We start from the raw sequence: 23,805 nt of genomic DNA, 5'->3' as shown, positions 1-23,805 counted from the left end.
TCATGTTAAGTTGCGCCGATCATGGAAAAGGTTGCAGTTGCGTGGACCGCCAGGGCCCCCTTGCCGTCGCGGACAAAGCCCTCGGTGTAGCTGGTCTGGCGTCCCAGCTTGATCACCTTGCCTTCGGCCGAGATCAGCCCGGAGCGAACCGACAGCGGGCGCAAATAGGTCAACTTCAGATCGAGGGTCACCGAGCTTTGCCCGGCCTCGAGCCGGGTCGAGATCGCACATCCCATAGCCGTATCGAGAAGCGCCGCTGCGGTCGCGCCGTGGAGGAGACCGATGGTGTTTTCGAGATCTTCGCGCGGCTCCAGTTCCATGACGATCCGGCCCGACTCGACCAATCCCACCGTGAAACCGATCAGTTTCGCAAAGGGCGGCGGCGGCAGCCGGCCATCGCGAATGCCGAGCATGGCGTCCATGCCCGACAGGCCCATTGCCACTTTCGCGACCGGCGCCGGCACCTGCCAGTCCACCACGCGCTCACGCCGCCGTTCGGGCGAAAACAGATCGAGCTGATCGAGTTGGGTCATGACACGTCCTTTTGTATGATTATAATCATACTATGCCACGGACTTCGCGCTGGCAACTCGGTCGCGTGGGGCCCGCTTGACAAGCCGGCCGTTTCGGCCCGGAAGTGAGCCCGACCAGTGCGCCTCGCACGCGTCCACGAAACCTTCGAGATGCCACGATGGAAATGCTCAACAACCACTGCGGCGTGACGCGCGATGCGCGCGGCGTCGTTCATGTCGCGATCTGCAACGCCGGCCCGCTCAACATTCTCGGCTCACCGGTCACCGAGGCCGTGCGCGAAGGTCTCCAGCAGCTCGCATCCGACCGCAGCATTCGGGTCGTGGTGCTGCGCGGCCAGAGCGAGAAGAGCATGATCGGCGGCGCAGACATCAAGGAGATGGCCAAGCTCGACCAGAAATCCGCCGAAGCCTTCATCAGCCGCCTGCGCGATCTCTGCGAGGCGGTGCGTGCCTTCCCTGCCCCGGTGATCGCACGGATGCCCGGCTGGTGTCTCGGCGGCGGGCTCGAAGTGGCGGCGGCCTGCGACTTCCGCATTGCCGCGCATGATGCGCATTTCGGCATGCCGGAGGTGCGCGTCGGCATCCCCTCGGTGATCCATGCCGCCCTCTTGCCGCGCCTGATCGGCTGGGCCCGCGCGCGCTGGCTGGTGATGACGGCGGAGAACATCGACGCTCCGACCGCGCTGGCCTGGGGACTGATCGACAAGGTCGCGCCGGAAGGCGAGCTCGATGCCGTGATCGAGCATACCGTGAAGGCGCTGCTCGAATGCGGCCCCGAGGCGCTGCGATCGCAGAAGGCACTGCTGCGGCAATGGGAGGAATTGCCGCTGACGGAGTCGGTGAACCTCAGTGTGAAAGTGTTCGGCGAGTCGTTCCTGACCGACGAGCCGACGCGGCTGATGCAGGCATTTGTGAACCGGAAGCGGTAGGCTCCGCTAACCGTGTCATTGCCCCGCGAAGGCGGGGCAATGACAGCCAGGTGTCGGGTGGCCGCTACACAACAAGTTGCCCCATACTCCTCCAATCGAACGACCAAATCTCATCTGAACCACGACATTTTCTCATCCCTGGCGTGGTTGCATTTTTTGCGCCGCATCATATGATGACCATAATCTTACCCGTCATCGCAGGGAGTTCCGCCATGGCCGAAGCCGCCGATCCCGTTGTCATCGTCTCCGCCGCCCGCACCCCACTCGGCCGCTTCATGGGCGAATTGTCGCCGCTCGCCGCCCACAAGCTCGGATCGCACGTGATCGGCGCGGCGCTGGAGCGCGCCAAGCTCGCACCCGAAAAGGTCGACGAGGTCTTCATGGGCTGCGTGCTGCCGGCCGGACAAGGCCAGGCGCCGGCGCGCCAGGCGGCGCGTGGCGCCGGTCTGCCCGATGCCACCGGCGCCACCACGGTGAACAAGGTCTGCGGCTCCGGCATGAAGGCGACCATGTTGGCGCACGACATCATCCGCGCCGGCTCGGCCGAGATCGTCGTCTCCGGCGGCATGGAGAGCATGAGCAACGCGCCTTATCTGCTCGCCAAGGCGCGCGGCGGCTATCGCGTCGGCCATGACCGCATCATCGACCACATGATGATGGACGGGCTCGAGGACGCCTACGAGACCGGCCGCTCCATGGGCGATTTCGGCGAGGCCACGGCTGAAGCCTATCAGTTCACCCGCAAGGACCAGGACGCCTATGCCATGGAGACGCTCAGCCGCGCCCGCAAGGCGGTCGAGGGCGGCGCGTTCAAGGCCGAGATCGCACCGATCACGCTGACCGAGAAAGGCGGCCCGCGCGTCATCGCCAATGACGAGCATCCGCTGAAGGTTGACCCGGCCAAGATTCCCGGATTGAAGCCGGCGTTCCGCGCCAACGGCACCATCACGCCGGCGGCCTCCTCCGCCAATGCCGACGGCGCCGCTGCGCTGGTGCTGACGACGCGCTCGCTCGCCGATCGGGGCGGCCTGCCTGTTCTCGCCGAGATCAAGGGCCACGCCACTCACAGCCAGGAGCCGCAATGGTTCACCACGGCGCCGATTCCGGCGATCCGCAAGCTGCTCGACAAGGTCGGCTGGGCTGCCTCCGATGTCGACCTGTTCGAGATCAACGAGGCGTTCGCCGTGGTCGCGATGGCTGCGCAGCGCGATCTCGGCATTCCCCGCGAAAAGCTCAACATCAACGGCGGCGCCTGCGCACTCGGACACCCGATCGGTGCCACCGGCGCGCGGCTGATCGTGACGCTGCTGCATGCGCTCGAGGCGCAGAACCTCAGACGCGGGATTGCCGCGCTCTGCATCGGCGGCGGCGAAGCCACGGCCATCGCGGTGGAGCGGCCGGCGCACTAGCCGTCCGCAATGGCCGAAACTGAGGGAAGCCTGTCATTTCAGCCTTCCCTCGCCTGTGCCAGAGTGTAACGATGACGCGAGTCTCCCGGGGCTCGCAAACCAAGATTGAGGCCCAATGATCTCGAACTGGCTCGCGGCAGCGCTTTCCCGCCGCAACATTCACTACGGCTGGGTGATGGTCGGCGTGACCTTTCTCGCCGCGCTGATCAGCGCCGGCACGGTCGGCGCGCCCGGTGTGTTCATCGTGCCGCTTCAGAAGGAGTTCGGCTGGAGCACGGCGGAGATCTCCTCCGCGCTGTCGATCCGCTTCATCCTGTTCGGGCTGATGGCGCCGTTTGCGGCCGCCCTGCTCAACCGCTACGGCCTGCGCAACGTGACGCTGGTCGCGCAGCTGATCGTGGTCTCGGCGCTCGTGCTCTCGCTGGGCATGACCGAGGTCTGGCAGCTCATCGCGCTGTGGGGCGTGGTGATCGGGATCGGCACGGGCATGACCGCCCTGGTGCTCGGCGCAACCATTGCCACGCGCTGGTTCGCAGCACGACGTGGCCTCGTCGTCGGCATCATGACCGCGAGCGTCGCCACCGGCCAGCTCGTGTTCCTGCCGCTGCTCGCAAGCCTCACCGAGCGCTACGGCTGGCGCTTGGCGCTTGGCTTCGTCTGCATCATGCTCGGCGTCTCCGCAGTGGCGGTCCTGCTCGCGATGCGTGACCGCCCCAGCGATGTCGGCTTGCGGCCGTTCGGCGACGAGGGCACCGAGCCCCTGCCCGCCCCGCCGGCGAGCCACGGCTCGATCACGGGCGTTGCGCTCGGCACGTTGCGCGATGCCTCGAAATCGACGGCGTTCTGGATCCTGTTCGCGACCTTCTTCGTCTGCGGCGCTTCGACCAACGGCCTCGTCCAGGTGCACCTGATCCCGATGTGCCTCGATTTCGGCATCCCGCAGGTGCAGGCGGCGAGCCTGCTGGCTGCGATGGGCATCTTCGACTTCTTCGGCACCATCATGTCGGGCTGGCTGTCGGACCGCTACGACAATCGCTGGCTCCTGTTCTGGTATTACGGCCTGCGCGGGCTCTCTCTGATCTTCCTGCCCTTCAGCGATTTCTCGTTCTACGGCCTCTCCGTCTTCGCAATGTTCTACGGGCTCGACTGGATCGCCACAGTGCCGCCGACCGTGCGGATCACCGCGCAGAAATTCGGACCGGAGCGCGCCAATCTGGTGTTCGGCTGGATCTTTGCCGGCCATCAGCTCGGTGCCGGCGCCGCCGCCTTCGGCGCCGGCCTGTCTCGCACGGTGTATGAGAGCTACCTGCCTGCGTTCTTCATTGCCGGCGCGCTGTGCGTGTTCGCCGCGCTGATCGTGCTGGCGCTGTCGCGGCAGCCCAAGCCGCAGCCTGCGATGGCGTAGTATCCGATCGTGCTGGTGACGCCGAACACGGCGGCGTCACCAATCCGCTCGAGCCGGTGAAACCTTCGAGCACCCGGCGCACCGAAGCGGAGAGCGATTGCCGTGTATGGAAGATTGTGACGGCACGAGGATCGGCGTCACTTCAAATCCTTGTTCAATTCGATCGCGACCTCCGACATCCAGGACCCCGGCGCCTCCATCAGGAAGGATTGATGATTGCTCTTGGTCTGGATCGTCACCAGCGCGGCCACCGTGTTTCCCTCGATTCGCGCCTCGATCAGGCCGTCCTTGTTCGTGCCGTAGACCTTGCCGCCCTGTCGATATTCGCTCTCGAACCAGTTGCCGGAAAGCTCCGTCCCGCTCTGCTCGATGTTCGCGGACAGGACCATCTTGTACGCATCGCTTGCGCAGCGCAGATCGAGTGTCAACGACCGTCCCGGCCTGGTGACGTTGTATGCCACTTTGCAGCGGACCCTCTCACGCGGACCATCCGAGGGCTTCATCGTACCGATGCCCGACCATGCGCCGGCCAGGCCGTCGAACACCGGCTCTGCGCATAACGGGCTGATGCCGACAAGCACGAGGCAGGCCGCGCCGATGCCCATGCGCGCCGCCGGAAACTTCAATAACATTCTGCCGATCCTGATCCGTAAAGTCTGGGCGCGTCCTACGCCCGAACAGCCGCGGGATGTTGACGAAGTTGTTTAGAAATGTTGCAAAGATTGCCTGAACGTTGCCGGGATCGGCACATCGAGTACACGCCAAGATGTACCCCAGGGGAAACAAAATGCCGGCTCCGTCGTCCGCACCCATCATCCCGACCACGCCTGTGACCGCCGAGATGCGCGATGCGTTGCGCGCGATCGTCGGCGAGAAGGGATTTATCGAGGACGAGCACGGCAAGCAGCCGTTCGTGACGGATTGGCGAGGCTTGCTGGTCGGCGGTGCCGGCGCCGTCGTTCGTCCCGGCAACACCGAGGAAGTGTCAAAAGTGGTCAGGCTTTGCCACGCGCACGGCGTCGCGATCGTGCCGCAGGGCGGCAACACCGGCCTGATGGGTGGGGCCACGCCCTGGCCGGCGCACACCGGCATTGTGCTGTCGCTCGGCCGCATGAATCGCGTGCTGGATGTCGATCCCGTCGGCTATTCGATGACGGTCGAGGCGGGCTGCGTGCTGCAGACGCTGCAGGAGACCGCCAGCAAGCACGACAGGTTCCTGCCGCTCAGCCTCGGCGCCCAGGGCTCGTGCATGATCGGCGGCAACCTCTCGACCAACGCCGGCGGCGTGCAGGTGCTGCGCTACGGCAATGCCCGCAATCTCGTGTTGGGGCTCGAGGTCGTCCTGCCCAATGGCGATGTCTGGGACGGATTGCGAGCGCTCAAGAAGGACAATACGGGCTACGACCTCAAGCACCTGTTCATGGGCGCCGAAGGCACGCTGGGCATCATCACCAAGGCCGTGCTCAAGCTGTGGCCGGCGCCGAAGGACGTCAGCACCGCGTGGCTGGCGATCCGGGATCCACGCGCGGCCCTGGAGATCCTGTCCGAAGCCCATAGCGCCTCCGAGGACAATGTCGGCTCCTGCGAGCTGATGAGCCGCGCCGCCATCGACATGGTGCTGCGCCACATTCCCGGCACCCAGGATCCGCTCAAGGCGGACACGCCATGGTATCTCCTGCTCGAGTGGTCGTCTGCGCGCCCACGCCGGGATGGGACCGAGGGCATGTCCGAGAAGCTGGAGCAGTTCCTTGCCGACCAGCTCGAGGCCGGCCGCGTGCTCGATGCCGCGATCGCTCACACCGTCGGCCAGTCGCGCAACATGTGGCGGATCCGGGAGGGTGTGGCCGAGGCCTCCCGGGCCGAGGGTCCGGGACTGAGCTACGACGTGTCGGTGGCGATCTCCCGGATCCCGGAGTTCATCGACAAGGGGCTCAAGGCCGTGATCGACATCCTCCCGACCATCCGCCCCTACCCCCTGGGACACATCGGCGACGGCAATCTGCACTTCTCGTTCATGGGGCCTGTCGGCATGGATCAGCAGACACTGACCCAATACAAGGGCGCCATGACGCGGGCCGTGAACGACCTCGTCACTTCCATGGGCGGATCGATCTCGGCGGAGCACGGCATCGGCATCGACAAGCTCGACGAGCTCAGCCACTACCGGTCGAAGACCGAGCTCGACATCATGCGCACCATCAAGCGCGCGCTCGATCCGCAAAACATCATGAACCCCGGCAAGGTGCTGCGGCTGTGACTGTCGATCAACAGGTCTTCTTCTGCAAATGCTCGACGCAGGTGCAGGTCTTCGTCGCCGGATATTTCACGTCGTAATAGGGAAAGCTCGAGGTGGCCGGGCTGTTGGTCGAGCAGCGGGGGAACAGATAGTAGCTGTCGGACAGCTTCACGGTTCCGGCGATGGTGAAGCCGAGGTTGGGCGCATAGTCATAGGTCACCTCGCTCAGGACGAGCGAGATGTTGGCGTTGGTGGTACCGCCCGGCCCCGTGAACTTCGACAAGGTCATCGGGTCACCCTTGTTTCTCGCGCCCGTCGAGCTGGTCGACGTGCTCCATTGCACCGTCGCATTGCCGTTGCTGTCGGTCGACACGCCCGAGACCGTGATCGTCATCAAGGAGGTGTTGCCGCTCTTGGTCGGATAGGGTGCCATGATGGCGCTCGCAGCCGCGAGAATGCCGTCCATCTGAGACGAGGTGACGGCCGTGTTCTGCGTGACCATGTCGGCGACACTGTGCGCGGTCGCGCTGACCTTGACGTTCATGGCAAGGCCGTTGCCGAGCTCGACGCCGCCGACATAGAGCACCAGCATGAACGGCAACACCACGGCGAACTCCGTCGCTGCAACGGCGCGGTCGTCGGCCAACAGGTGCCGGGCGCGAGATGACAGGGCGGAGATCATCAGGTAGCTCCTGGCTCGTTCTGGAACGCGGCGGACGACATGATCAGTCGGTTGCCGTTGCTGAGGTTCGAGAGATTGAAACCGAGCGGCCCGAGGACGACCGGCCACTCATACATGACGCGGAGCACGACGATGTCGCCGGCATCGCCGGGGTCGTACTGCCAGGTATTGGTGACCTTGCCCGAGCTGTCGAAGGTCAGGGTCGGCATCCCCGTGTTCGCCGACGTCCACGAGGTCGCCACCTGCATGTCGACCATGAGGCCGCTGCAATTGAACAGGATCACGATCTGCTCGCAGACCTTCTGCTTGAAAACCGCCTGCGTCATCTGCGCGGATTGAACCTGTCCGGTCATGACGAGGCGCGCCGACTGGCGCACGACGGATTCGAGCATCTGCTGGGCAAAGAAAACGAGGAACGTCTGGATCAGCGCGATGATGAGGGCGAGGAACGGCGCAGCGACCAGCGCGAATTCGACGGCCGTGGCACCCCTCTTGTCCTGCGCGAAAGCCGTGCAGCGATTGCGGCGTCTCATGGTTGTTGCATCTCCCGGCCCCGTCATGGCGCTTTCTCTACTGCACGAGGCTGGCTGTGCTGGACGCGACCTTGATGAACAGGTCGGTCAGCGCATCGGAAATGTTCTTGCCGCTCTGAACACTTTTATAGAAACCAGGCGAGGCGCACGCCTGGAGGTTTTGCGCGATCTTGCCGGTTGAGGAAGCCGGCTGGTTATACTTGTGGATCCAGTCCATATACCATTTATCGGTTTTCTGGATGCCGGTATCGGGATCGGCGATGAGCTGTAGATACTCCGTATAGAGGACTGCGATCTTGATGCCGCGGTTCTTGATGGTCGTGCACATCGTCGTGTCGAGCGGCTGCTGGCATCGATTGTTGGAGGCGAAGCTCGCGTTGGGGCAAGTCGTGGAAATCTTGTCTTCGACGCCGTCGGTGACGAGGAACACCACTTGCTGCGGCGTATCTCCCGCCGCGTTGCTCCCAAGCCCGGGCGTGGGCATGATGTCGTTGAGGCTCTTGAGCGCGCCTGCGATGTCCGTGCCATTGTCGGTCTTACAGTTGGTCTTCACAACAACGCAGTTCTGGTACGCGACCGGCATCAGCGAGATGCTGGAAACCTTGGTTCCGGCGAGGGTCGGGGTGGTCAGCGCGGCCAGTGTGTTCAAACTCAAGTCGAACGTGTAGAGCGCGGCCTTGTAGGTGGTGTTGTTCAGCGCGGCCATGCACTGCATGACGCCCCCCGAGATGCCGGACTGCGGGCAGTTCGACCATGAATTGAGCAGCTGATTGACGGCATTTGTCACCAGATCAATCCGCAAAGTGATATTTCTGTTTCGCGCGATCGCGAGGTTATCGTATTTCCCGCCGTCGTGCGCGATATCGGTCTGATGACAAGCGAAGCCGCAATTCTGCGAGGCCGTTGCCGACTGGTACGCGGGGGCGGTGTACTTGATGAGATTGCTGATGTCGCTCGCGGTCGCGCCGATCCCCATCGACGGCGAGTCATCCATCAGCAGATAGAAATTCATGTTGGGCGCGCTGGACGCCCGCGCCGTGGCGGATCCGTTGACCTGCCAGGTCTGCTTGCCGAGAACACCGGGGAAATTGTTGATGGACTGCGCGGTGTAGGACACCGTGATCGTGCGAGCGAGACCGGTATCAGTGACGGTGACCGTCGGCGTCGGGACCGACGACAGGCCAGGAAGATTCGCCTTCGCCGCGAAAACGGCTTCCGCGGTCGCCTTGACCACGGCCGTGTCACTCTGCACCAGCATCGCCGGCCGCACGGCTGCGATCGCGGCGGCGTCGGCGGCGGCGTTCAACTGCTCGCGCTTGCGCAAGGCGAGCGTGTAGTCGAGCGTCATGCCCAAAAGAAAGATGGTCGGAACCATCATGAGCGCGAAGATGATGGCGACGTTGGCCTTCCGATCTCTCGCGAAACAGAGCACTACTCGGCGGAGCATGACATTCATCCTGAATGCCGCCGTTGCGGCAAGAACACTTTCCTGAAATCTCGTGATGGGGAGGCCGCAACATTCTTGCTGCCGATCGCCCGCGCGTCGCAGGCTGGAATATGGATATGGCCTTCTTAATCAACACTTACGGGCAATCCACAAACTTGGACTGCAGCAAAGTGAGATGTGTCGCATCGAGAAAGAATCATTAACGCCGCTTAAACGCGATCGCAGAGATCGACGGTTAACGGATCATGCGCAAGGTCCAGGCGGGTGCACGACGTGCACCGGCAGGCGAAGAGCGCGTCAGACGCGCCTGATGCGGGCGGCGGCTCAAACAAGACCGCCGAAAACGACCCCATGAACGGCTGTCGACGCAAAAAACGCCCTGCTCGCCGGGCTTTCCGGGCCAAGTACCATATTGCCGTTAGACGCGACGGCGCAAACGTCGACAATACCCTAAGCAAATGCCGGCTGCCGGTCCGTCCGAACCCATCATTCCAACCGCTCCGCTGACCGCCCAAATGCGCGATTCACTGCGCGCGATCATCGGCGAGAAGGGCCTGATCGAGGACGAGGGTCGCAAAGATGTTGCGACCCGTCCGAGGGCTTGTCGAGCGTGGTGTTAGCTGTCCTCAAGCCACCGAACCGCCACGGGGATTGACGATCGTATACCCTCGCAATGAACGTGCGTGGATTCGTGTCGCGCGCCCGCCCGAGTTGGCGTCATAGGCCATCCAGACGTCGCCCCCAACGTGCTGCTCCAGGACGAAGACGTGTCCTCGTCGCGCAGCAACCATTCCTGGTGCGGGTGATGTCCGCGGAAAGCGCAGCCAGTTGGCCGCAAGCTTCAATTCCGGCACGATGCGGCCGAACACGCGCAGAGCCGCGCCGCAGCCGCAGAAGGACGAAGGGCAACCGGCCGGACGGCCCCCGACAATGCGAGCGCCGGAGACACCGGAGACGGTCGCCGACGTGGCTGTGCCCCCCGCATCAGTTACCGTCAGTTGCGTCGAGCGGTATGGCCTGCAGCGAGGATCTGGAAACCGGTGAAGATCTGGAAGCTGATAAGGATCGCGAAGTTCGCTCGCGTCGCGTCTGCGAATACGAGAAGTCGCAGGGCATGGTGACATTGCATTCAGGAGCTTGGTGGATGCGATAAGGACGGGCTTCCGAAGCGACAGAACCGAGGACAATGAAGAGGCACGCAGAAAATACTCGCTTGAACATTGCAAGGACTCCAAATGAGAGACCCTGCCCCGGATCATGAGAAACAAATACAGTTTGGCTGAAATGGGACTAAAGGCCGGCTGAAAACCGACTGCATTGCGCGACACGGCCGGCAATCGTCATAGCCTACACGTAGCGACCGAGATGATTAACTCGCGGCGCACGAATGCCCGCTCAGCGGGTCAATCTTGCGGCATGCAATCACGTCAGATTCGCATTTGGCGCGTTGCGAAGGCAAAACCCGCTGCCGCTCACTGCATCATCGCAGCCGCGATCTTCTCCGCCGACATCAGCACCGGAAAATTGGTGTTGGCGCATGGCACCACCGGGAAGATCGAGGCGTCGACGACGCGCAAGCCCTGGATGCCCTTGACCCGCCCCTGATTATCCACCACCGCCATCGGATCGTCGGGGCGACCCATGTGGCATGAGCAGGAGGCGTGCCACACGCCGATGGTTGCCTTGCGCACGAAGGCTTCCAATGCCTCGTCGTCGTTGATCACCTGATCGAAGGTGAAGCCCTCCACCACGAAATTGTCGATCATGTAGTGACGTAGCGCTGCCGGCCCGTCCATCAGCGTCGCGGCGATCTTGGTCAAAATCCTGTTCCTGGTGTTGACCACGCCGATCTTGCGGACCTTGTCGGTGTAGGCAGCCGGGAACGGCTTGTCCGTCACCTCCTTCACGATGTCGCTCATTTGAATGGCCGCCATCTTGCGGAAGCCGCTCATCAGGCGATCGAGATCGCGCCGGTCGGACAGCAGGTTGAACTCGACGATCGGCTCTGCGGCAGGATCGCGCGAGGCCAGCTTGACCTGTCCGGTTTCGGAATAGGTCTTGTTGACGAAGGTCAGGAGCGAGCCGATCTGTTCGCCGACCGCGTGCCAGGCCGACTTGGAGAGCAGGACCACGAACATGTCGCCCTTCGGCACGCCGGCAAGACCCGAGGAGTAGCGCAGGCCGAGCTGCATGTGGCGCCGGGTGTGCTCGTTCATGCGGGCGCCGCGGCGGACGAAGGACGACAGCGAGATCGAGGGATGATCCATCAGGCGCTGGCCGACGCCCGGCAGCCCCATCAGCACGGGAATCCCCAAATCCTTGAGGTGACCGACCGGACCGATGCCGGCGCGAAGCAGATGGGCCGGCGAATGAATGGCTCCGCTGGAGAGGATGATCTCGCGGCCCCGGAATTCCTGCTCGCGTCCGTCGACGATAGCTTTCACGCCGACGCATTGCGTGCCTTCGAACAAAAGCTCGCGCACCTGCGTGTTGGTGGAGATCGTGAGGTTGGCGCGCTTGCGGGTGTCGCGATCCAGATAACCCATGGCGGCCGAGACGCGCTGCTCGGACTGGTTGGAATGTGTCACCGGAAAATAGCCGTCGACGAACTCGCCATTCTGGTCGGGCACGAATTGATGCCCGGCCTGCTGGAAGGCCTCGGCGAAGGCCTGCGAATGCCGCGTCCAGTGCTCCCGCGGGATACGGCGCACCGGGATCCGGCCGTCCCTGCCGTGATACGGTCCATCGAAGTCGAGGTCGCGCTCGACCTTCTTGAAGAAGGGCAGCACGTCGTTCCAGCGCCACCCCTCGGCGCCCCGCGCCTCCCATTCGTCGTAATCGGTCGGCGCGCCGCGATTGGCCATCTGGCCGTTGATCGACGAGCCGCCGCCCAGCACGCGCGCCTGCTCGTATTTGCGCAATGGCGGACGCGCTTCGCTCGGGTTGTTGTGGCTGACGACCTGCGTCGTCACCTTCAGCTCGGTCCAGTGGAAGCGTGGATCGAAATAGGCCGTGCCGGGATAGCTGTCCCTGATCTCGGCCGGCTCGTTGCCGGGCGGCGTGTCCTGTCCGGCCTCGCACAGCAGGACCTTGTTGGCGCTTCTTGCCGAGAGTCGGTGGGCCAGCACGGATCCGGCCGAGCCGCCGCCCACGATGATGAAGTCGTACACGTCTCGCGTTTCCTCTTGTTCTCTTCCTGTGAGTGTCGCGCGTTATTGAGATTCTGGATTGATTCGCGACACTCGCAATGACGGCGGCTGCTACGGCCGGATCGAGAAATTCTCCGGCGGCCCCGGCTTGCGCAAGGGCTCCGCCAGCCGGGCGAACTCGCACAGCAGCGACCGCGTCTTCCTGGGATCGATGATCTCCTCGACCCAGAATTTTTCGGCCGAGCGGAACGGCGAGCGCAGCCTGTTGAGCCGCTCTTCGATCTCCTTCTGCTTCGCGGCCTTGTCTTCCGCCGCGTCGATGTCGGCGCGGTAGGCGGCTTCGATGCCGCCCTCGAGCGGCAACGAGCCCCAATAGGCCGACGGCCAGGCATAGCGGATCGAGAATCGGTCGGCGGGCTGATGCACAACGCCGGCGACGCCGAAGGCGTTGCGCAGGATCACGGTACACCAGGGCACCGTGGTCTGGTTGACCGCGGCCATGACGCGGACGCCGTGCCGGATGGTGGCCGCCTTCTCGGCGTCGAGGCCGATCATGAAGCCGGGGCAGTCCATGAGATAGACGATCGGCAGGTGGAAGGTTTCCGCAAAGTCGACCCAGCGCACCACCTTCTGGCAGGCATCGGCCGTCCAGGAGCCGCCATAGTGAAAGCTGTCGCTGGCCAGCAGCAGCACCGCCCTGCCCTCGAGCCGGGCGAGGCCGACAATGACCGGCTTGCCGAAATTCTTGGCGACTTCGAAGAACGAGCCCTTGTCGACGACGGACTCGATGATCGGCCGCATCTTGTAGACCTGCTTGCGGTTGCGCGGCACCGCATTCATCAGCGCTTCGTCGCCGCGCTCTGGATCGTCGGTGCAGGGCAGTGTCGGCGGCAGCTCGTAGACCGATGACGGCAGATAAGAGAGGAAACGCCGCGTGCAGGCAAAGGCCTCCTCCTCGGTGTCGACGGCGTGATCGACCGCGCCGGCGCGGGTCTGAATGTCGGCGCCGCCGAGCTCCTCCTTCGTGAGGTCCTGCCCCAGCGCCCTCACCACCGGCGGCCCAGCGACGAACATCGCGGATTTCCGGGTCATGATGGAATAGTGGCTGGCGGCAAGACGCGCCGCACCCAGGCCCGCCACCGAGCCGAGGCCGAGCGCGACCACCGGCACGCGCGACAGATTTTCCGTCGTGAAGCGATACCAGCGCGTGCCGCCGATGCCGCCGGGCAGGTTCGCCGCCCCCTTGGTCTCGATGGTCTTGACCGAGCCACCGCCGCCGGAGCCCTCGATGATGCGGACGATGGGCAGACGAAAATCGTGCGCCATCTCTTCCGCCATCAGCGGCTTTGCGGAGATCGACGCATCGGCCGAGCCGCCGCGCACCGTGAAATCGTCGCCGACCACGACGACGGTGCGGCCGTCGACGCGCGCGCGGCCGAACACGCAGTTGGCCGGCGTCAGTTTCTGCAGCTCGCCGCTGGAATCGTACTCACCGATGCCGGAGACGGCACCGATCTCGTGAAAGCTGCCTTTGTCGATCAGCTTGTCGATACGCTCCCGAACAGTCAGCCGGCCCTGGTCATGCTGTCGCTTGACCTTGTCAACGCCGCCCATCTCCCGCGCGAAGGCTTCGCGCCGGGCGAGCTCGTCGAGTTCCGGCTTCCAGTTCATTCACTCCCTCCGAATGGATCGGCTTGTTATTGTTGTGCACGGCCATGGCGACCGGCTTGCGCGAGATACGGTTGTTGAAAGCGTCGCCTTCCGCGCCTTCCATCAGGCTGCCGAGCGAGCGGCCAAGCTGGAGCATCAGCGGCGCGACTTCGTCGTGCAGACGCTGCTCGTCATACATCGCCGACAGGAGACCGATCGTGATGACCACGAAGGTCTGGTACTGCGGCGACCAGATCGGCACCGCGAGGCCGTTGATGTGCGGGCTCCACAGGCCGCAGGCGACGACATAGCCGCGCTCGCGCAGCATCTGCCGGTTGGCCTCGATGCGGGGCTTGAGAACCTTCGCAGCCTCGGGAGCTTCGCGCGCCATGTCGGCGACGAAGGCATCTCCGACTTCCGGCGCGAGCGCCGCGGTGTAGGCCGCGCCCGCGGCGGTCGACGCCATCGAGATGCGGCTGCCGGTGCCCTCGTGCAGGCCGAGTGCGCTCGCCGACCGCGCGAACAGAAGATAGACGAGATGGAAGCGATCGGGGACGACGAAGCCGACGGTGCCCGGCAGTTGCTCGGCCACTTCCTGCAGCCGCTGCCGGATCATGCTGCGCAGCTGTGCGCCCTTCATCATCGAGGCGCTCATCGCCACCGCGCTCGGGCCGATGCGATATTTCTGATCGCGCGGCAGATAGACGAGCTGGCCCATACGGGTCAGCGTGTGCGTGAGCCGCGACACCGTCGAGCGCGGCAGACCGCAGCGGTTTGAAATCTCGAGATTGCCGAGCCTGCTATCGTGGCCCTCGAAGCATCGCAACACGTCGAACGCGCGCGAGACCACCTGGATGACATCTCCCTCACCGGCATCGCCAGCGAGCGCGCCTTGCCTACTCAACCGCTCCGATCGTCGTCCCATGTTCCCTACCACTTGTTCCGCTGTGCGGAATTAAATTCCACTTGCAGACGACGCTACCTCAGGCATTTTGCGACGACAACAAAAAGGCGATGGCATGCCAGAAATTAAGATCGTCACGGAGATCGCGGGACGCGTCTGCGCAACTCCCGTGCAAGTTGGAGGAACCGTCGCGGATGGCGATGACGTTGTAGTTGTCGAAGCAATGAAGATGGAAATTCCGGTGCCCTCGCCCGCGAGCGGCACAATCACATCGCTTCTGGTGAAGCTCGACGACGTCGTTGCCGAGGGACAGGCGATCGCGATCGTCGCGAACTGACTGTATTCTCCGCGGTTTCCGCGACAATCTGTCAGGCTCATTCCCGAATGCACGGTACGGCGTTGCCATCGCTTGATTGCGGTGACATGATCTGTTGCAAACAAAACGTTGTTTCAAACAAAGAAAGAAAATCCTCGCAAGCAAGCGAGGATCATTGGAGGGAAACATGCTTCGTGGGCTGCTCGTGCTCGCGCCTGCCTTGGTGGCGGGCATTTCTTTTGCGTCTACACGCTACTCGTTCGCCGAAGACATCAAGCTGCCGGCGACATTGACCTTCACGGCCTATGACACCGGAACCGCCGGCTTCAACATCGCGGTCGGCGTCGGCAAGATGATGAAGGACAAGTACGGCACCGACGTGCGCGTGCTCCCCGCAGGCAACGACGTCGCCCGCCTCGCACCGTTGCGCGCCAAGCGCGCGGCCTCGGCGGCGATGGGATCGGGCACCTACTTCGCGCAGGAAGGTGTGTTCGAGTTCGGCTCGAAGGAATGGGGACCGCAGGCGCTCCAGATCCTGCTCTCGACGGTCGACTGCAATTGCGGCTCGCTCGGCGTCGCCGCCGACACCGGTGTGAAGGAGTTGAAAGATCTGAAGGGCAAGCGTGTCGGCTTCGTCGTCGGCTCGCCCGCGCTGAATCAGAATTCGCTCGCGGTGCTCGCCTTCGCCGGGCTGACGCAGAAGGACGTCAAGGTCGTCGAGTTCGCCAGCTACGGCGCAATGTGGAAAGGGCTGATCAACAACGATGTCGATGCCGCCTTTGGCACCACCATCACCGGTCCCGCCAAGGAGGCCGAGACCTCGCCGCGCGGACTGATCTGGCCGCCGCTGCCCGCCAAGGACAAGGAAGGCTGGGCGCGGATGCAGAAGGTCGGCTCCTTCTTCTTCCCGCAGCTTGCGACCTGTGGCGCCGGCATCTCGCCGGAGAAACCGGTCGAGCTCGGCAACTATCCCTATCCGATCTTCGTCGCCTACGCTTCGCAACCGGCCGATCAGGTCTATGCGATGACCAAGGCGATGATCGTGAACTACGACGTTTATAAGGACTCCGCACCCGGCGCCGGCGGACTCGCGGCCAACCGCCAGACCAAGAACTGGGTGGTGCCGGTGCATCCCGGTGCGGTGAAGGCGCTGAAGGAAGCCGGGCAATGGAGCGATGCGCAGGAAGCGCACAACAACAAGCTGATCAAGCGCCAGGAGGTGCTGGCAGCCGCGTGGGCCGATTACGGCAAGTCCAATCCAGCGTCGGACGATAAGGCCTTCCTGGATGGCTGGATGAAGGCCCGCGCCGCAGCGCTCGCCAAGGCCGGCATGGCGAACGGGTTCGAGGAGTAGCGTGCTGAGACCGAGCTTGATGCCGAGAAGAAGGTGCGCTCCCTCTCCCGCTTGCGGGAGAGGGTTGGGGAGAGGGTGTCTCCACGGTGGGATTCCCCCAGAGGAAAGAGCCCTCACCCGGCGCTGCGCGCCGACCTCTCCCGCAAGCGGGAGAGGTTGAGCCCGCGGCGCAAGCGATTCAAACAACTGTCATTCGCATAATCTGCGTTCAACTGCCCACGCGCGGGATCGATGATGTCTTCTTCCACCTCCACCGCCCCGCAAGACGGATCCAAGCGGATCGTGTTCGACGATCCGCATGGCGCCGCCGGCAACATGCAGGAGGCGGAGGTGACGCGCGTGCGCGCACTTCGCGGCGCCTGGCGCTGGGCGCTGGTCGCAGCGACCGCGGCGACGATCCTGCTCTGCATCAATCAGCAATTCTCGCTGCGCTTCTTCATCGGCTACACCCAGCTCAACACGGAGTATTTCTACCTCCTGATCGCGTTGATGCTGCCCTTCACCTTCCTGATCTTTCCGGGCACAACGCGCGCGCCGCTCGACCGCATTCCCTGGTACGACCTCGTCTTGTTCGTCGCGACCTTCGCGGCGGCGCTCATGCTGATGTCGAACGTGCGCAAGGCGGCGGAGGCCGGCTGGGAATTCGGCGGCGCGCCGACGGGCGTCATCGCCGCCGGCCTCGTGATGTGGGCGATGCTGATGGAGGCGCTGCGCCGCACCGGCGGCTGGAGCCTGCTGCTGAGCGTCTTGCCCTTCACGGTCTATCCGCTGTTTGCCGAAGCCGGCTGGCTCGGTCCGTTCCGCGGCACTCAATCGACCCTGGAGCAGGCGACCGCCTATCACGTGCTGTCGGGCGAAAGCCTGCTCGGCATTCCCATCCAGGCCTTTGCCGACACCGTCATCGGCTTCCTCGTATTCGGCACCGCGCTGATGATGACCGGGGCCGGAAAATTCTTCATCAACCTCGCCTTCGCGCTGTGCGGCACCTTCCGTGGCGGCGCGGCGAAAGTCTGCATCTTTGCCAGCGGCCTGCTCGGCATGATGTCGGGCTCGATCATCTCCAACGTGCTGACCGCCGGCACCATGACCATCCCCGTGATGAAGAAGAGCGGCTTTCGCGCCTCCTATGCTGCCGCGATCGAGGCCTGCGCCTCCACCGGCGCGGTGCTGGCCCCGCCGGTGATGGGCGCCACCGCCTTCGTGATCGCGCAGTTCCTCAATGTCAGTTACGCCGACGTCGCCATCGCCGCCATCATCCCCGCCGTGCTCTACTATGCCGGCCTGTTCATGCAGGTCGACGCCTATGCGGCCCGCCACAAGCTGCAGGGCATCCCGCGCGCCGAGCTCCCGCGGATCATGGATACGATCAAGGACGGCTGGTACTACGTCTTCGTCATCGCGCTCCTGATCGTGATGCTGCTCTACTTCAAGCGCGAGAGCCATGCGCCGTTCTATGCGACCGCACTGCTCCTGGTTCTCAACCAGCTCTTCTCCAAGGACACGCGCTGGACGTTGGCGACGATTGGCAAATTCCTTGAGGTGAACGGACGCACCTTCGTGGAGCTCGTCGGCATCCTCGCCGGCTGCGGCCTGCTGATCGGCGCCTTCTCGATGACCGGCGTCGTCTCGAGCCTCGCCAACGACCTCTTGCATATCGCCGGCGACAATCCCTTCCTGCTGCTCGGCATGTGCGCCCTCACCAGCCTCATTCTCGGCCTCGGGCTGACGACGACAGCCTGCTACATCTTCCTCGCCATCCTGGTCGCGCCGGCGCTGGAGAAGCTCGGGCTCAACCGCATGGCGGTGCACATGTTCATCTTCTACTGGGGCATGTTGTCGTCGATCACGCCGCCGGTTGCGATCGCCTCCTTCGCGGCCGCGGGCATCGCAGGTTCGCCGGCGATGAAGACGGGCTGGGAATCGATGTGGGTCGGCAGCATCATCTATTTCCTGCCGTTCTTCTTCGTGCTCAATCCGGCGCTGGTGCTGCAAGGGCCGAGCCCCTATCTCGCCGGCCTCGGCCTGATGGGGCTCGCCGCTTTCGGCACGCTGTTCATCTGCGGCGGCATCCAAGGCTACCAGCCCTTCGTCGGCGATCTCCGCGGTGCCGGCGCGCTGGAATGGCCCATTCGCGTGCTGCTCGTGATCGGCGGCTTCGTGGTGGCGACCCCCGGCGGCGGAATCATGCCGCTTTCGCAGATGCAGGTCACGATGCTGGGGCTGGCGATTCTGCTGCCGACGCTTCTGCTTGCCCTGCTGCTGCGGCGGCAGACCATCGTTCCGGACGGGTTGCGCGTGCCCTGATTGCGTTGCACAAGAGAGGCGATGACGCCACATTCGCCTCTCGAAACCGCCTGGACCCGCTCGAAACCGCCTTTGCTGCGGTTTCTAAACAATTGCCTGAGCGAGTTCGCCGCCGAGACCTCAGGCAAGGTCGCCGACTACATTCCCGAGCTCGGCAAGGCCGACCCTGCCTATTTTGGCATCAGCCTGGCGACCCTGGACGGCCATGTCTATGAGGTCGGCGACAGCCGGGTGCCCTTCACCATCCAGTCGATGTCGAAGCCCTTCGTGTTCGCACTGGCGCTGGACCTGCTCGGGGCCGGCACGGTCGAGAGCGCGATCGGGGTCGAGCCCTCAGGCGATCCCTTCAACTCGATCCGGCTCAATTCGGACAACCATCCGTTCAACCCGATGGTCAATGCCGGCGCGATCGCCTGCACCGGGCTGATCTACGACAGCAAGGGCGTGGAGGCCTTCGAGCAGATTCGCACTGCGCTCAGCCGCTTTGCCGGACGCGACCTCGCGCTCGACGAGGCCGTCTATGCCTCCGAAAGCCAGACCGGCGACCGCAACCGCGCCATCGGCTATCTGCTGAAAACCAATGCGGTCATCTCGGACAATGTCGCCGGCGTCCTCGACGTCTATTTCCGGCAATGCGCCGTGCTGGTCACCGCGCGGGACATCGCGGTAATGGCAGCGACGCTCGCCAATCGCGGCGTTAATCCCGTGACGGGCGAGCAGGTGCTGACGCCCTACGCGATCTCGCGCACGCTCTCGGTGATGACGTCGTCGGGCATGTACGACTATGCCGGCGAATGGATCTACCGGATCGGCATTCCCGCCAAGAGCGGGGTCGGCGGCGGCATCTTGGCGGCCCTCCCCGCCCGCCTCGGACTCGGCAGCTATTCGCCGCGCCTCGACAGGCACGGCAACAGCGTGCGCGGCATCAAGGTCTGCGAGGCGCTGTCCTCGCACTACGACCTGCACATGCTCAACCGCAGCGACGATGCGCGCAACGCCGTCATCGCGGACTACGACATCGGCAAGAGCCCGTCGCGCCGCGTGCGCCGCCCGCAGGAGCGCGAGATTTTGGCAGCACACGAACAGGAGGTGCGGATCATCGAGCTGGTCGGCACGCTGTCACTGTCCGCTGTCGATTACGTCTCGCGGCGCCTTGCCGGGCGACCGCGGCCGCAATTCGTGATCTTCGATCTGCACCGCGTGACCTCGACCACGCGCGCCGGCGCGCGGCTGGTCGCCGAAGCGTTCGAGGAGCTTGCGGCGCTGAACGTGACCGTCGTGCTGTCAGGCGTCCGGCGTGCCTCCAAGGAATGGAATACGTTGCGCGAATGGACCGCCGAGCTGAAGAACGTCCGCGATTTCTACCTGCTCGACACCGCGATCGAATGGGCCGAAGACCAGATCGTGTATCGCTACGGCGGCTCAATCGATTTTCACGAGACCACAGAGCTCGCCGAGCAGCCACTGCTGGCAGGGCTGAGCGAGGAAGAGCTCACCGATCTGGCCTCGCTCTGCGCCATCAGGACCTATCAGTCCGGCGCGAAGATTCTCACGACCGGCGATCCTGCGGATGCCCTGTATTTCCTGCGCAGCGGCGCGGTGCACGTCACCTTGCCAGACGGCATACGGCTGGCGACGCTCACCGCCGGCATGGCGTTCGGCGAGATGGCACTGCTGGAGGCAACGCGTTCTGCCGACGTGTTCGCCGACATGGCGGCAACCGCATGCGAGGTGTCGCTGAAGGATTTCGAACGCTTCCGCAGGCAGCATCCACGCGCCAGCGAATGCATCATGCGCAACCTCGCCCAGCTGCTGGCCGACCGCCTGATTGTCGCCAACGCGAAGGTGGATATTCTGACGTCGACGTGAGCGACGGCCCGCTTCACCTCTCGCGTACGGAGAGGTAAACAGCGCTCGCGGCGCATACCCCGCTCAGCGGCTCGCCGCTTCGCTGATACGTCGCTTGATCTTGGCAGCACTGGCATCGAGCAGCGCGGATGGCTGCTGGCCGGTGGCGGCGCACAGGCAGGCCCAGTAGTAGACGACATCGCCGAGCTCTTCGACGAGACCCGCCTTGTCGAGCCAATCGTCGCGCAAGAGCTTCTTGATGTGCTCGGCGACTTCGCCCGCCTCACCGGCAAGGCCAAGACCGAGGTAGGACAACCGCTCGTTGGACGGATGCTCGTCGACTTTGGCAACGCCAGCGGCCCAAGCCGCATATTCATCGATCGTCATCGGCTTCCCTCGCCGCTTCTGTCTGATCAGCCCACCACTTCAGTGACCGGCTGGAGATCGATCTCGAAGGTCTCCAGGAATTTCGAGGTCATGATGTAGAAGCCGACCGAGAGCTGCAATTCGACCAGAGCGGCCGGCGTCAGCTTCGACGCGATCGCCTTGAACGTCGCGTCCGTCGGCTTCTTCAGCTTCACGACCTCGTCGGTAAAGGCGAGCGCGGCGCGCTGCACCTCATTGAAGCAGGACGCCGCCTGCCAGTTCTCGAGCGCCTCGTTCTGCTCGTCGGTGACGCCGACATTCTTGCCGATCCGCTTGTGCGCGACGATCTCATACGGGGCCTCGCACAAGATTCCGGTGCGGGTGATCGCGAGCTCGCGTACGATCGGATCGAGCTCGCCCTTGTGCCTGATAGCGCCCCCCAAGCGGCAGTACTGCTCGAAGTAGCTCGGCGAGTGCGCCATCATGCGGAAGATGTTGGCATGACGGTTCTTGTCGAGGATTTCGCGGGTGCGATCGGATGCCTTGGACGGGTCGCTGTACTGAATACGGGCCATGATTTTCCTGAAGTTTTCCCTGAGCTTTTGATGCTTTTTATCGTTGTGGGGATAAGTTCCCACAGACTCTATTCGCGGGCGGACGCAGGAGCAACATCATCGAGTCAAATTGCCGCCGCATTGCTGATCGACCCTGAGACAGTCGATATTCGCCGCGTGGGGACAGATCGCGGTGAATACTCGAGAAGTGGGGTGTTCCGAGTAAAACAATTGGCCGTCGGGTGCGCTAGCCGCGCAACGATGAGTCACGCCCAAGTCTAGGGAGAGAACGGCATGAAGGAAGCCACCAAGGGGGCGGCCTCGGGAGCGCTTGCGCATATGCTGGCGGTGACGGCGATGCTCGTCATCGCCAGCATCTTGTTCTACGGGCGCTAAAGCGCGACAGCGCTTTAGTTTTTGTTTGCACGATCTCTTCGGAAAACCGCTTCACGCTTTTCCGGATCATGCGTTCAGAGTTTCGTCATTCCGGGGTGGCCCTCGCACAGGCCAGGCCCAGAATACCCGTTCCAGGCTCGGTCCCAGGACCGCCCCCGAATGACGAATCCCACTAAAGCGCGATGAGATGAGGACGAATCGTCATCGCGCTTTAGGTTATTGTTTGAGCATGATCTTTTCGGAAAACCGCTGCGCACTTTTCCGGATCATGCTTTAAGCCCCCTTCGTGAAGAACGGCACGAGCTTTCCCGCAAAAGGCGCGAAGCTCGCGACGACCGAATCGCCGATGGCGAGATCGTTCGCGCCGTGCGCCATCATACGAAAACCCTCGGCGCAGTCGACCAGCAGGATGTTGTAGGGCACGTGGGCGCGCGTTTCGGGTGTGGCAGCGCGGCAGACCAGCGAGGCCGCGTAGACCCTGCCCTTGCCGCTGGCGCGCTGCTCGCGCGGATCGGGTGCGCCGCAGGCCGCGCAGAAGGCGCGGTGGAAATACTGCACATGGCCGCACGCGTCACAGGTCTGAAACGTGATCGCCTCTTCGCCCTTGGTCCAGTCCGCTAGACGCTCGCTCATCGCACCCGCTCCAGGAACATGCTCACGTGGGACGACAGCACGCCGCCGTCGCCGTGCAGCAGCGCAATGGACGCATCCCGCACCTGGCGGCCAGCCGCCCGACCCGTCATCTGCAAATGCGCCTCGACCAGATGCGCCATGGCGCCGCCGACGCCGCAATGGCCGTAGCTGAGCAGACCGCCATGGGTGTTGAGCGGCATGGCACCGTCGCGGCCGAAATGGCCGGCGCGGATGCGCGCGGCCGCCTCGCCTCGGCCGGCAAGGCCGAGATCTTCCAGCAGCATCGCGAGCGTGATGGTGAAGCTATCGTAAATCGCGGCGTAACGCACGTCGGAGATCGCAAGGCCTGTCGCCTGCCTGGCGCGCGCGATGGAGATCTCGGCACCGAGCTCGCTGAGGCCAGGCGCGGCCGTGACATGCTGATGGGTATGCGCCTGGGCGCAGCCGCGGATGCGCACCCCCGCTTTCCCTGTCCGCTCGCGGCTGATGACGAACGCCGCGCCGCCGTCGGAGACCGGGCAGCAGTCGAGCAGCTTGAGCGGCATCGCCACCGGCTTGGAGGCCATGACGTCGGCGACCGTGATGGGATCGTGAAATTGCGCGCCGGGATGGGAGCAGGCGTGGGCACGCATCAACACCGCGAACTCGGCGAGGTCCTCTTCGGTCACGCCATATTCGTGCATGTAGCGGTTCGCGACGAGGCCGTAATAGGCGGGAATGGTCGGGCCGAGCGGGACCTCGTAGTCGGGATGGCCGACCTGCGCCAGCGCCTGGATTGAGGCATCGCGGCTCTGTCCGGTGAGGCGGTTCTCGCCGGCGACGACGAGCACGTGGCGCACGACGCCTGCGTCGACGAGCTGATGCGCGAGCATTGTCATCGCGAGTCCCGTGGCGCCGCCGACCTGCACGGCGTGGGCGTAAGACGGGCGGATGCCGAAATGCTCGGCGAAGACGGTGGCGAGCATGATGTGCGGGGAGACGGTGGAGTAGCCGCAGAGGATGCCGTCGATGTCCGAGCGCTTCAGCCCGGCATCGTCGAGCGCGGCTTGGGCAGCCTTGCTCATCAGGTCTAGCGAGGACAAGCCTTCGTGCTTGCCGAACGGCGTGAGGCCGACGCCGGTGATGAAGCTCATGGTGTCTCCTCCTCGTCATTCCGG

General features: G+C 64.0%; 20 protein-coding genes. 8 read left to right on the top strand and 12 right to left on the bottom strand.

Annotation, left to right across the window (positions count from 1 at the left end):
* Positions 1-5 precede the first annotated feature (5 nt).
* On the bottom strand, positions 6-533 hold the full coding sequence (locus ABIA42_RS10635; protein WP_370113759.1) for a PaaI family thioesterase: 528 nt from the start codon (positions 531-533) through the stop codon (positions 6-8).
* A 158-nt stretch (positions 534-691) separates the two neighbouring features.
* Between ABIA42_RS10635 and ABIA42_RS10630 the strand changes: the two genes are divergently transcribed.
* The 3 genes from ABIA42_RS10630 (at position 692) to ABIA42_RS10620 (ending at position 4,276) form a co-directional block, all read left to right on the top strand.
* Positions 692-1,462: an enoyl-CoA hydratase gene (locus ABIA42_RS10630; protein WP_370113761.1), complete on the top strand. Its 771-nt coding sequence runs from the start codon at positions 692-694 to the stop codon at positions 1,460-1,462.
* A gap of 212 nt (positions 1,463-1,674) precedes the next feature.
* Complete coding sequence (locus tag ABIA42_RS10625; protein ID WP_370113763.1) at positions 1,675-2,871, top strand: acetyl-CoA C-acyltransferase; 1,197 nt, start codon at positions 1,675-1,677, stop codon at positions 2,869-2,871.
* Between the two features lie 115 nt (positions 2,872-2,986).
* Positions 2,987-4,276 (top strand): MFS transporter, encoded by a 1,290-nt coding sequence (locus ABIA42_RS10620; protein ID WP_370143766.1) that lies wholly within the window; start codon positions 2,987-2,989, stop codon positions 4,274-4,276.
* A 137-nt stretch (positions 4,277-4,413) separates the two neighbouring features.
* Here the strand turns inward: ABIA42_RS10620 and ABIA42_RS10615 are convergent, their stop codons facing one another.
* Positions 4,414-4,908, bottom strand: a complete 495-nt coding sequence (locus ABIA42_RS10615) for a hypothetical protein (RefSeq protein ID WP_370113765.1) — start codon at positions 4,906-4,908, stop codon at positions 4,414-4,416.
* A gap of 155 nt (positions 4,909-5,063) precedes the next feature.
* On the opposite strand from ABIA42_RS10615, the gene ABIA42_RS10610 reads away from it, so the two are divergent.
* Positions 5,064-6,533 (top strand): FAD-binding oxidoreductase, encoded by a 1,470-nt coding sequence (locus ABIA42_RS10610; protein ID WP_370113766.1) that lies wholly within the window; start codon positions 5,064-5,066, stop codon positions 6,531-6,533.
* 7 nt (positions 6,534-6,540) lie between these two features.
* Here the strand turns inward: ABIA42_RS10610 and ABIA42_RS10605 are convergent, their stop codons facing one another.
* The 6 genes from ABIA42_RS10605 to ABIA42_RS10580 all read right to left on the bottom strand — a co-directional run bounded on the left by ABIA42_RS10605 (position 6,541) and on the right by ABIA42_RS10580 (position 14,898).
* Entirely contained in the window at positions 6,541-7,194 is a 654-nt protein-coding gene (locus tag ABIA42_RS10605) for a TadE/TadG family type IV pilus assembly protein (protein ID WP_271529019.1), read from the bottom strand.
* A complete protein-coding gene (locus tag ABIA42_RS10600; protein ID WP_370113768.1) occupies positions 7,194-7,754 on the bottom strand; it encodes a TadE/TadG family type IV pilus assembly protein in 561 nt (186 codons plus the stop codon). The genes ABIA42_RS10605 and ABIA42_RS10600 overlap by 1 nt, the downstream gene beginning before the upstream one ends.
* A gap of 10 nt (positions 7,755-7,764) precedes the next feature.
* Positions 7,765-9,174, bottom strand: a complete 1,410-nt coding sequence (locus tag ABIA42_RS10595; RefSeq protein WP_271529021.1) for a TadE/TadG family type IV pilus assembly protein — start codon at positions 9,172-9,174, stop codon at positions 7,765-7,767.
* A 1,472-nt stretch (positions 9,175-10,646) separates the two neighbouring features.
* Complete coding sequence (locus tag ABIA42_RS10590; protein WP_370113776.1) at positions 10,647-12,344, bottom strand: GMC family oxidoreductase; 1,698 nt, start codon at positions 12,342-12,344, stop codon at positions 10,647-10,649.
* Between the two features lie 90 nt (positions 12,345-12,434).
* Complete coding sequence (locus tag ABIA42_RS10585) at positions 12,435-13,994, bottom strand: acyl-CoA carboxylase subunit beta (protein ID WP_370113778.1); 1,560 nt, start codon at positions 13,992-13,994, stop codon at positions 12,435-12,437.
* Entirely contained in the window at positions 13,924-14,898 is a 975-nt protein-coding gene (locus ABIA42_RS10580) for an IclR family transcriptional regulator (protein WP_271529025.1), read from the bottom strand. The genes ABIA42_RS10585 and ABIA42_RS10580 overlap by 71 nt, the downstream gene beginning before the upstream one ends.
* Positions 14,899-14,992: 94 nt before the next feature.
* Here ABIA42_RS10580 and ABIA42_RS10575 point away from each other — a divergent pair, with 94 nt between their 5' ends.
* From ABIA42_RS10575 to glsA, 4 genes are all read left to right on the top strand, one after another.
* Positions 14,993-15,214 carry an acetyl-CoA carboxylase biotin carboxyl carrier protein subunit gene (locus ABIA42_RS10575; protein WP_028181345.1) on the top strand — a complete coding sequence of 74 codons (222 nt, stop codon included), beginning with the start codon at positions 14,993-14,995 and terminating at the stop codon, positions 15,212-15,214.
* 166 nt (positions 15,215-15,380) lie between these two features.
* Entirely contained in the window at positions 15,381-16,547 is a 1,167-nt protein-coding gene (locus tag ABIA42_RS10570) for a TAXI family TRAP transporter solute-binding subunit (RefSeq protein WP_370113780.1), read from the top strand.
* A 231-nt stretch (positions 16,548-16,778) separates the two neighbouring features.
* Positions 16,779-18,851, top strand: a complete 2,073-nt coding sequence (locus ABIA42_RS10565; protein WP_370113782.1) for a TRAP transporter permease — start codon at positions 16,779-16,781, stop codon at positions 18,849-18,851.
* A 21-nt stretch (positions 18,852-18,872) separates the two neighbouring features.
* Positions 18,873-20,720: a glutaminase A gene (glsA, locus tag ABIA42_RS10560; protein WP_370113784.1), complete on the top strand. Its 1,848-nt coding sequence runs from the start codon at positions 18,873-18,875 to the stop codon at positions 20,718-20,720.
* A 63-nt stretch (positions 20,721-20,783) separates the two neighbouring features.
* On the opposite strand, the gene ABIA42_RS10555 is transcribed toward glsA, so the two are convergent.
* The 4 genes from ABIA42_RS10555 to ABIA42_RS10540 form a co-directional block, all read right to left on the bottom strand.
* The gene (locus tag ABIA42_RS10555; protein WP_271529029.1) at positions 20,784-21,086 is read right to left on the bottom strand and encodes a nucleoside triphosphate pyrophosphohydrolase family protein; all 303 of its coding nucleotides are present in this window, start codon (positions 21,084-21,086) and stop codon (positions 20,784-20,786) included.
* Between the two features lie 26 nt (positions 21,087-21,112).
* Positions 21,113-21,640 carry a carboxymuconolactone decarboxylase family protein gene (locus ABIA42_RS10550; protein ID WP_131871432.1) on the bottom strand — a complete coding sequence of 176 codons (528 nt, stop codon included), beginning with the start codon at positions 21,638-21,640 and terminating at the stop codon, positions 21,113-21,115.
* A 648-nt stretch (positions 21,641-22,288) separates the two neighbouring features.
* Positions 22,289-22,648: a Zn-ribbon domain-containing OB-fold protein gene (locus ABIA42_RS10545; RefSeq protein WP_271529030.1), complete on the bottom strand. Its 360-nt coding sequence runs from the start codon at positions 22,646-22,648 to the stop codon at positions 22,289-22,291.
* Positions 22,645-23,781: a thiolase family protein gene (locus ABIA42_RS10540; RefSeq protein WP_370113787.1), complete on the bottom strand. Its 1,137-nt coding sequence runs from the start codon at positions 23,779-23,781 to the stop codon at positions 22,645-22,647. The genes ABIA42_RS10545 and ABIA42_RS10540 overlap by 4 nt, the downstream gene beginning before the upstream one ends.
* Positions 23,782-23,805: the final 24 nt, after the last annotated feature.

The sequence above is a fragment of the Bradyrhizobium sp. USDA 327 genome (assembly GCF_041262065.1).
Lineage (GTDB): Bacteria > Pseudomonadota > Alphaproteobacteria > Rhizobiales > Xanthobacteraceae > Bradyrhizobium > Bradyrhizobium liaoningense.
Note: the sequence above shows the minus strand (reverse complement) of the source record. Positions and strands in the feature narration are given on the sequence as shown.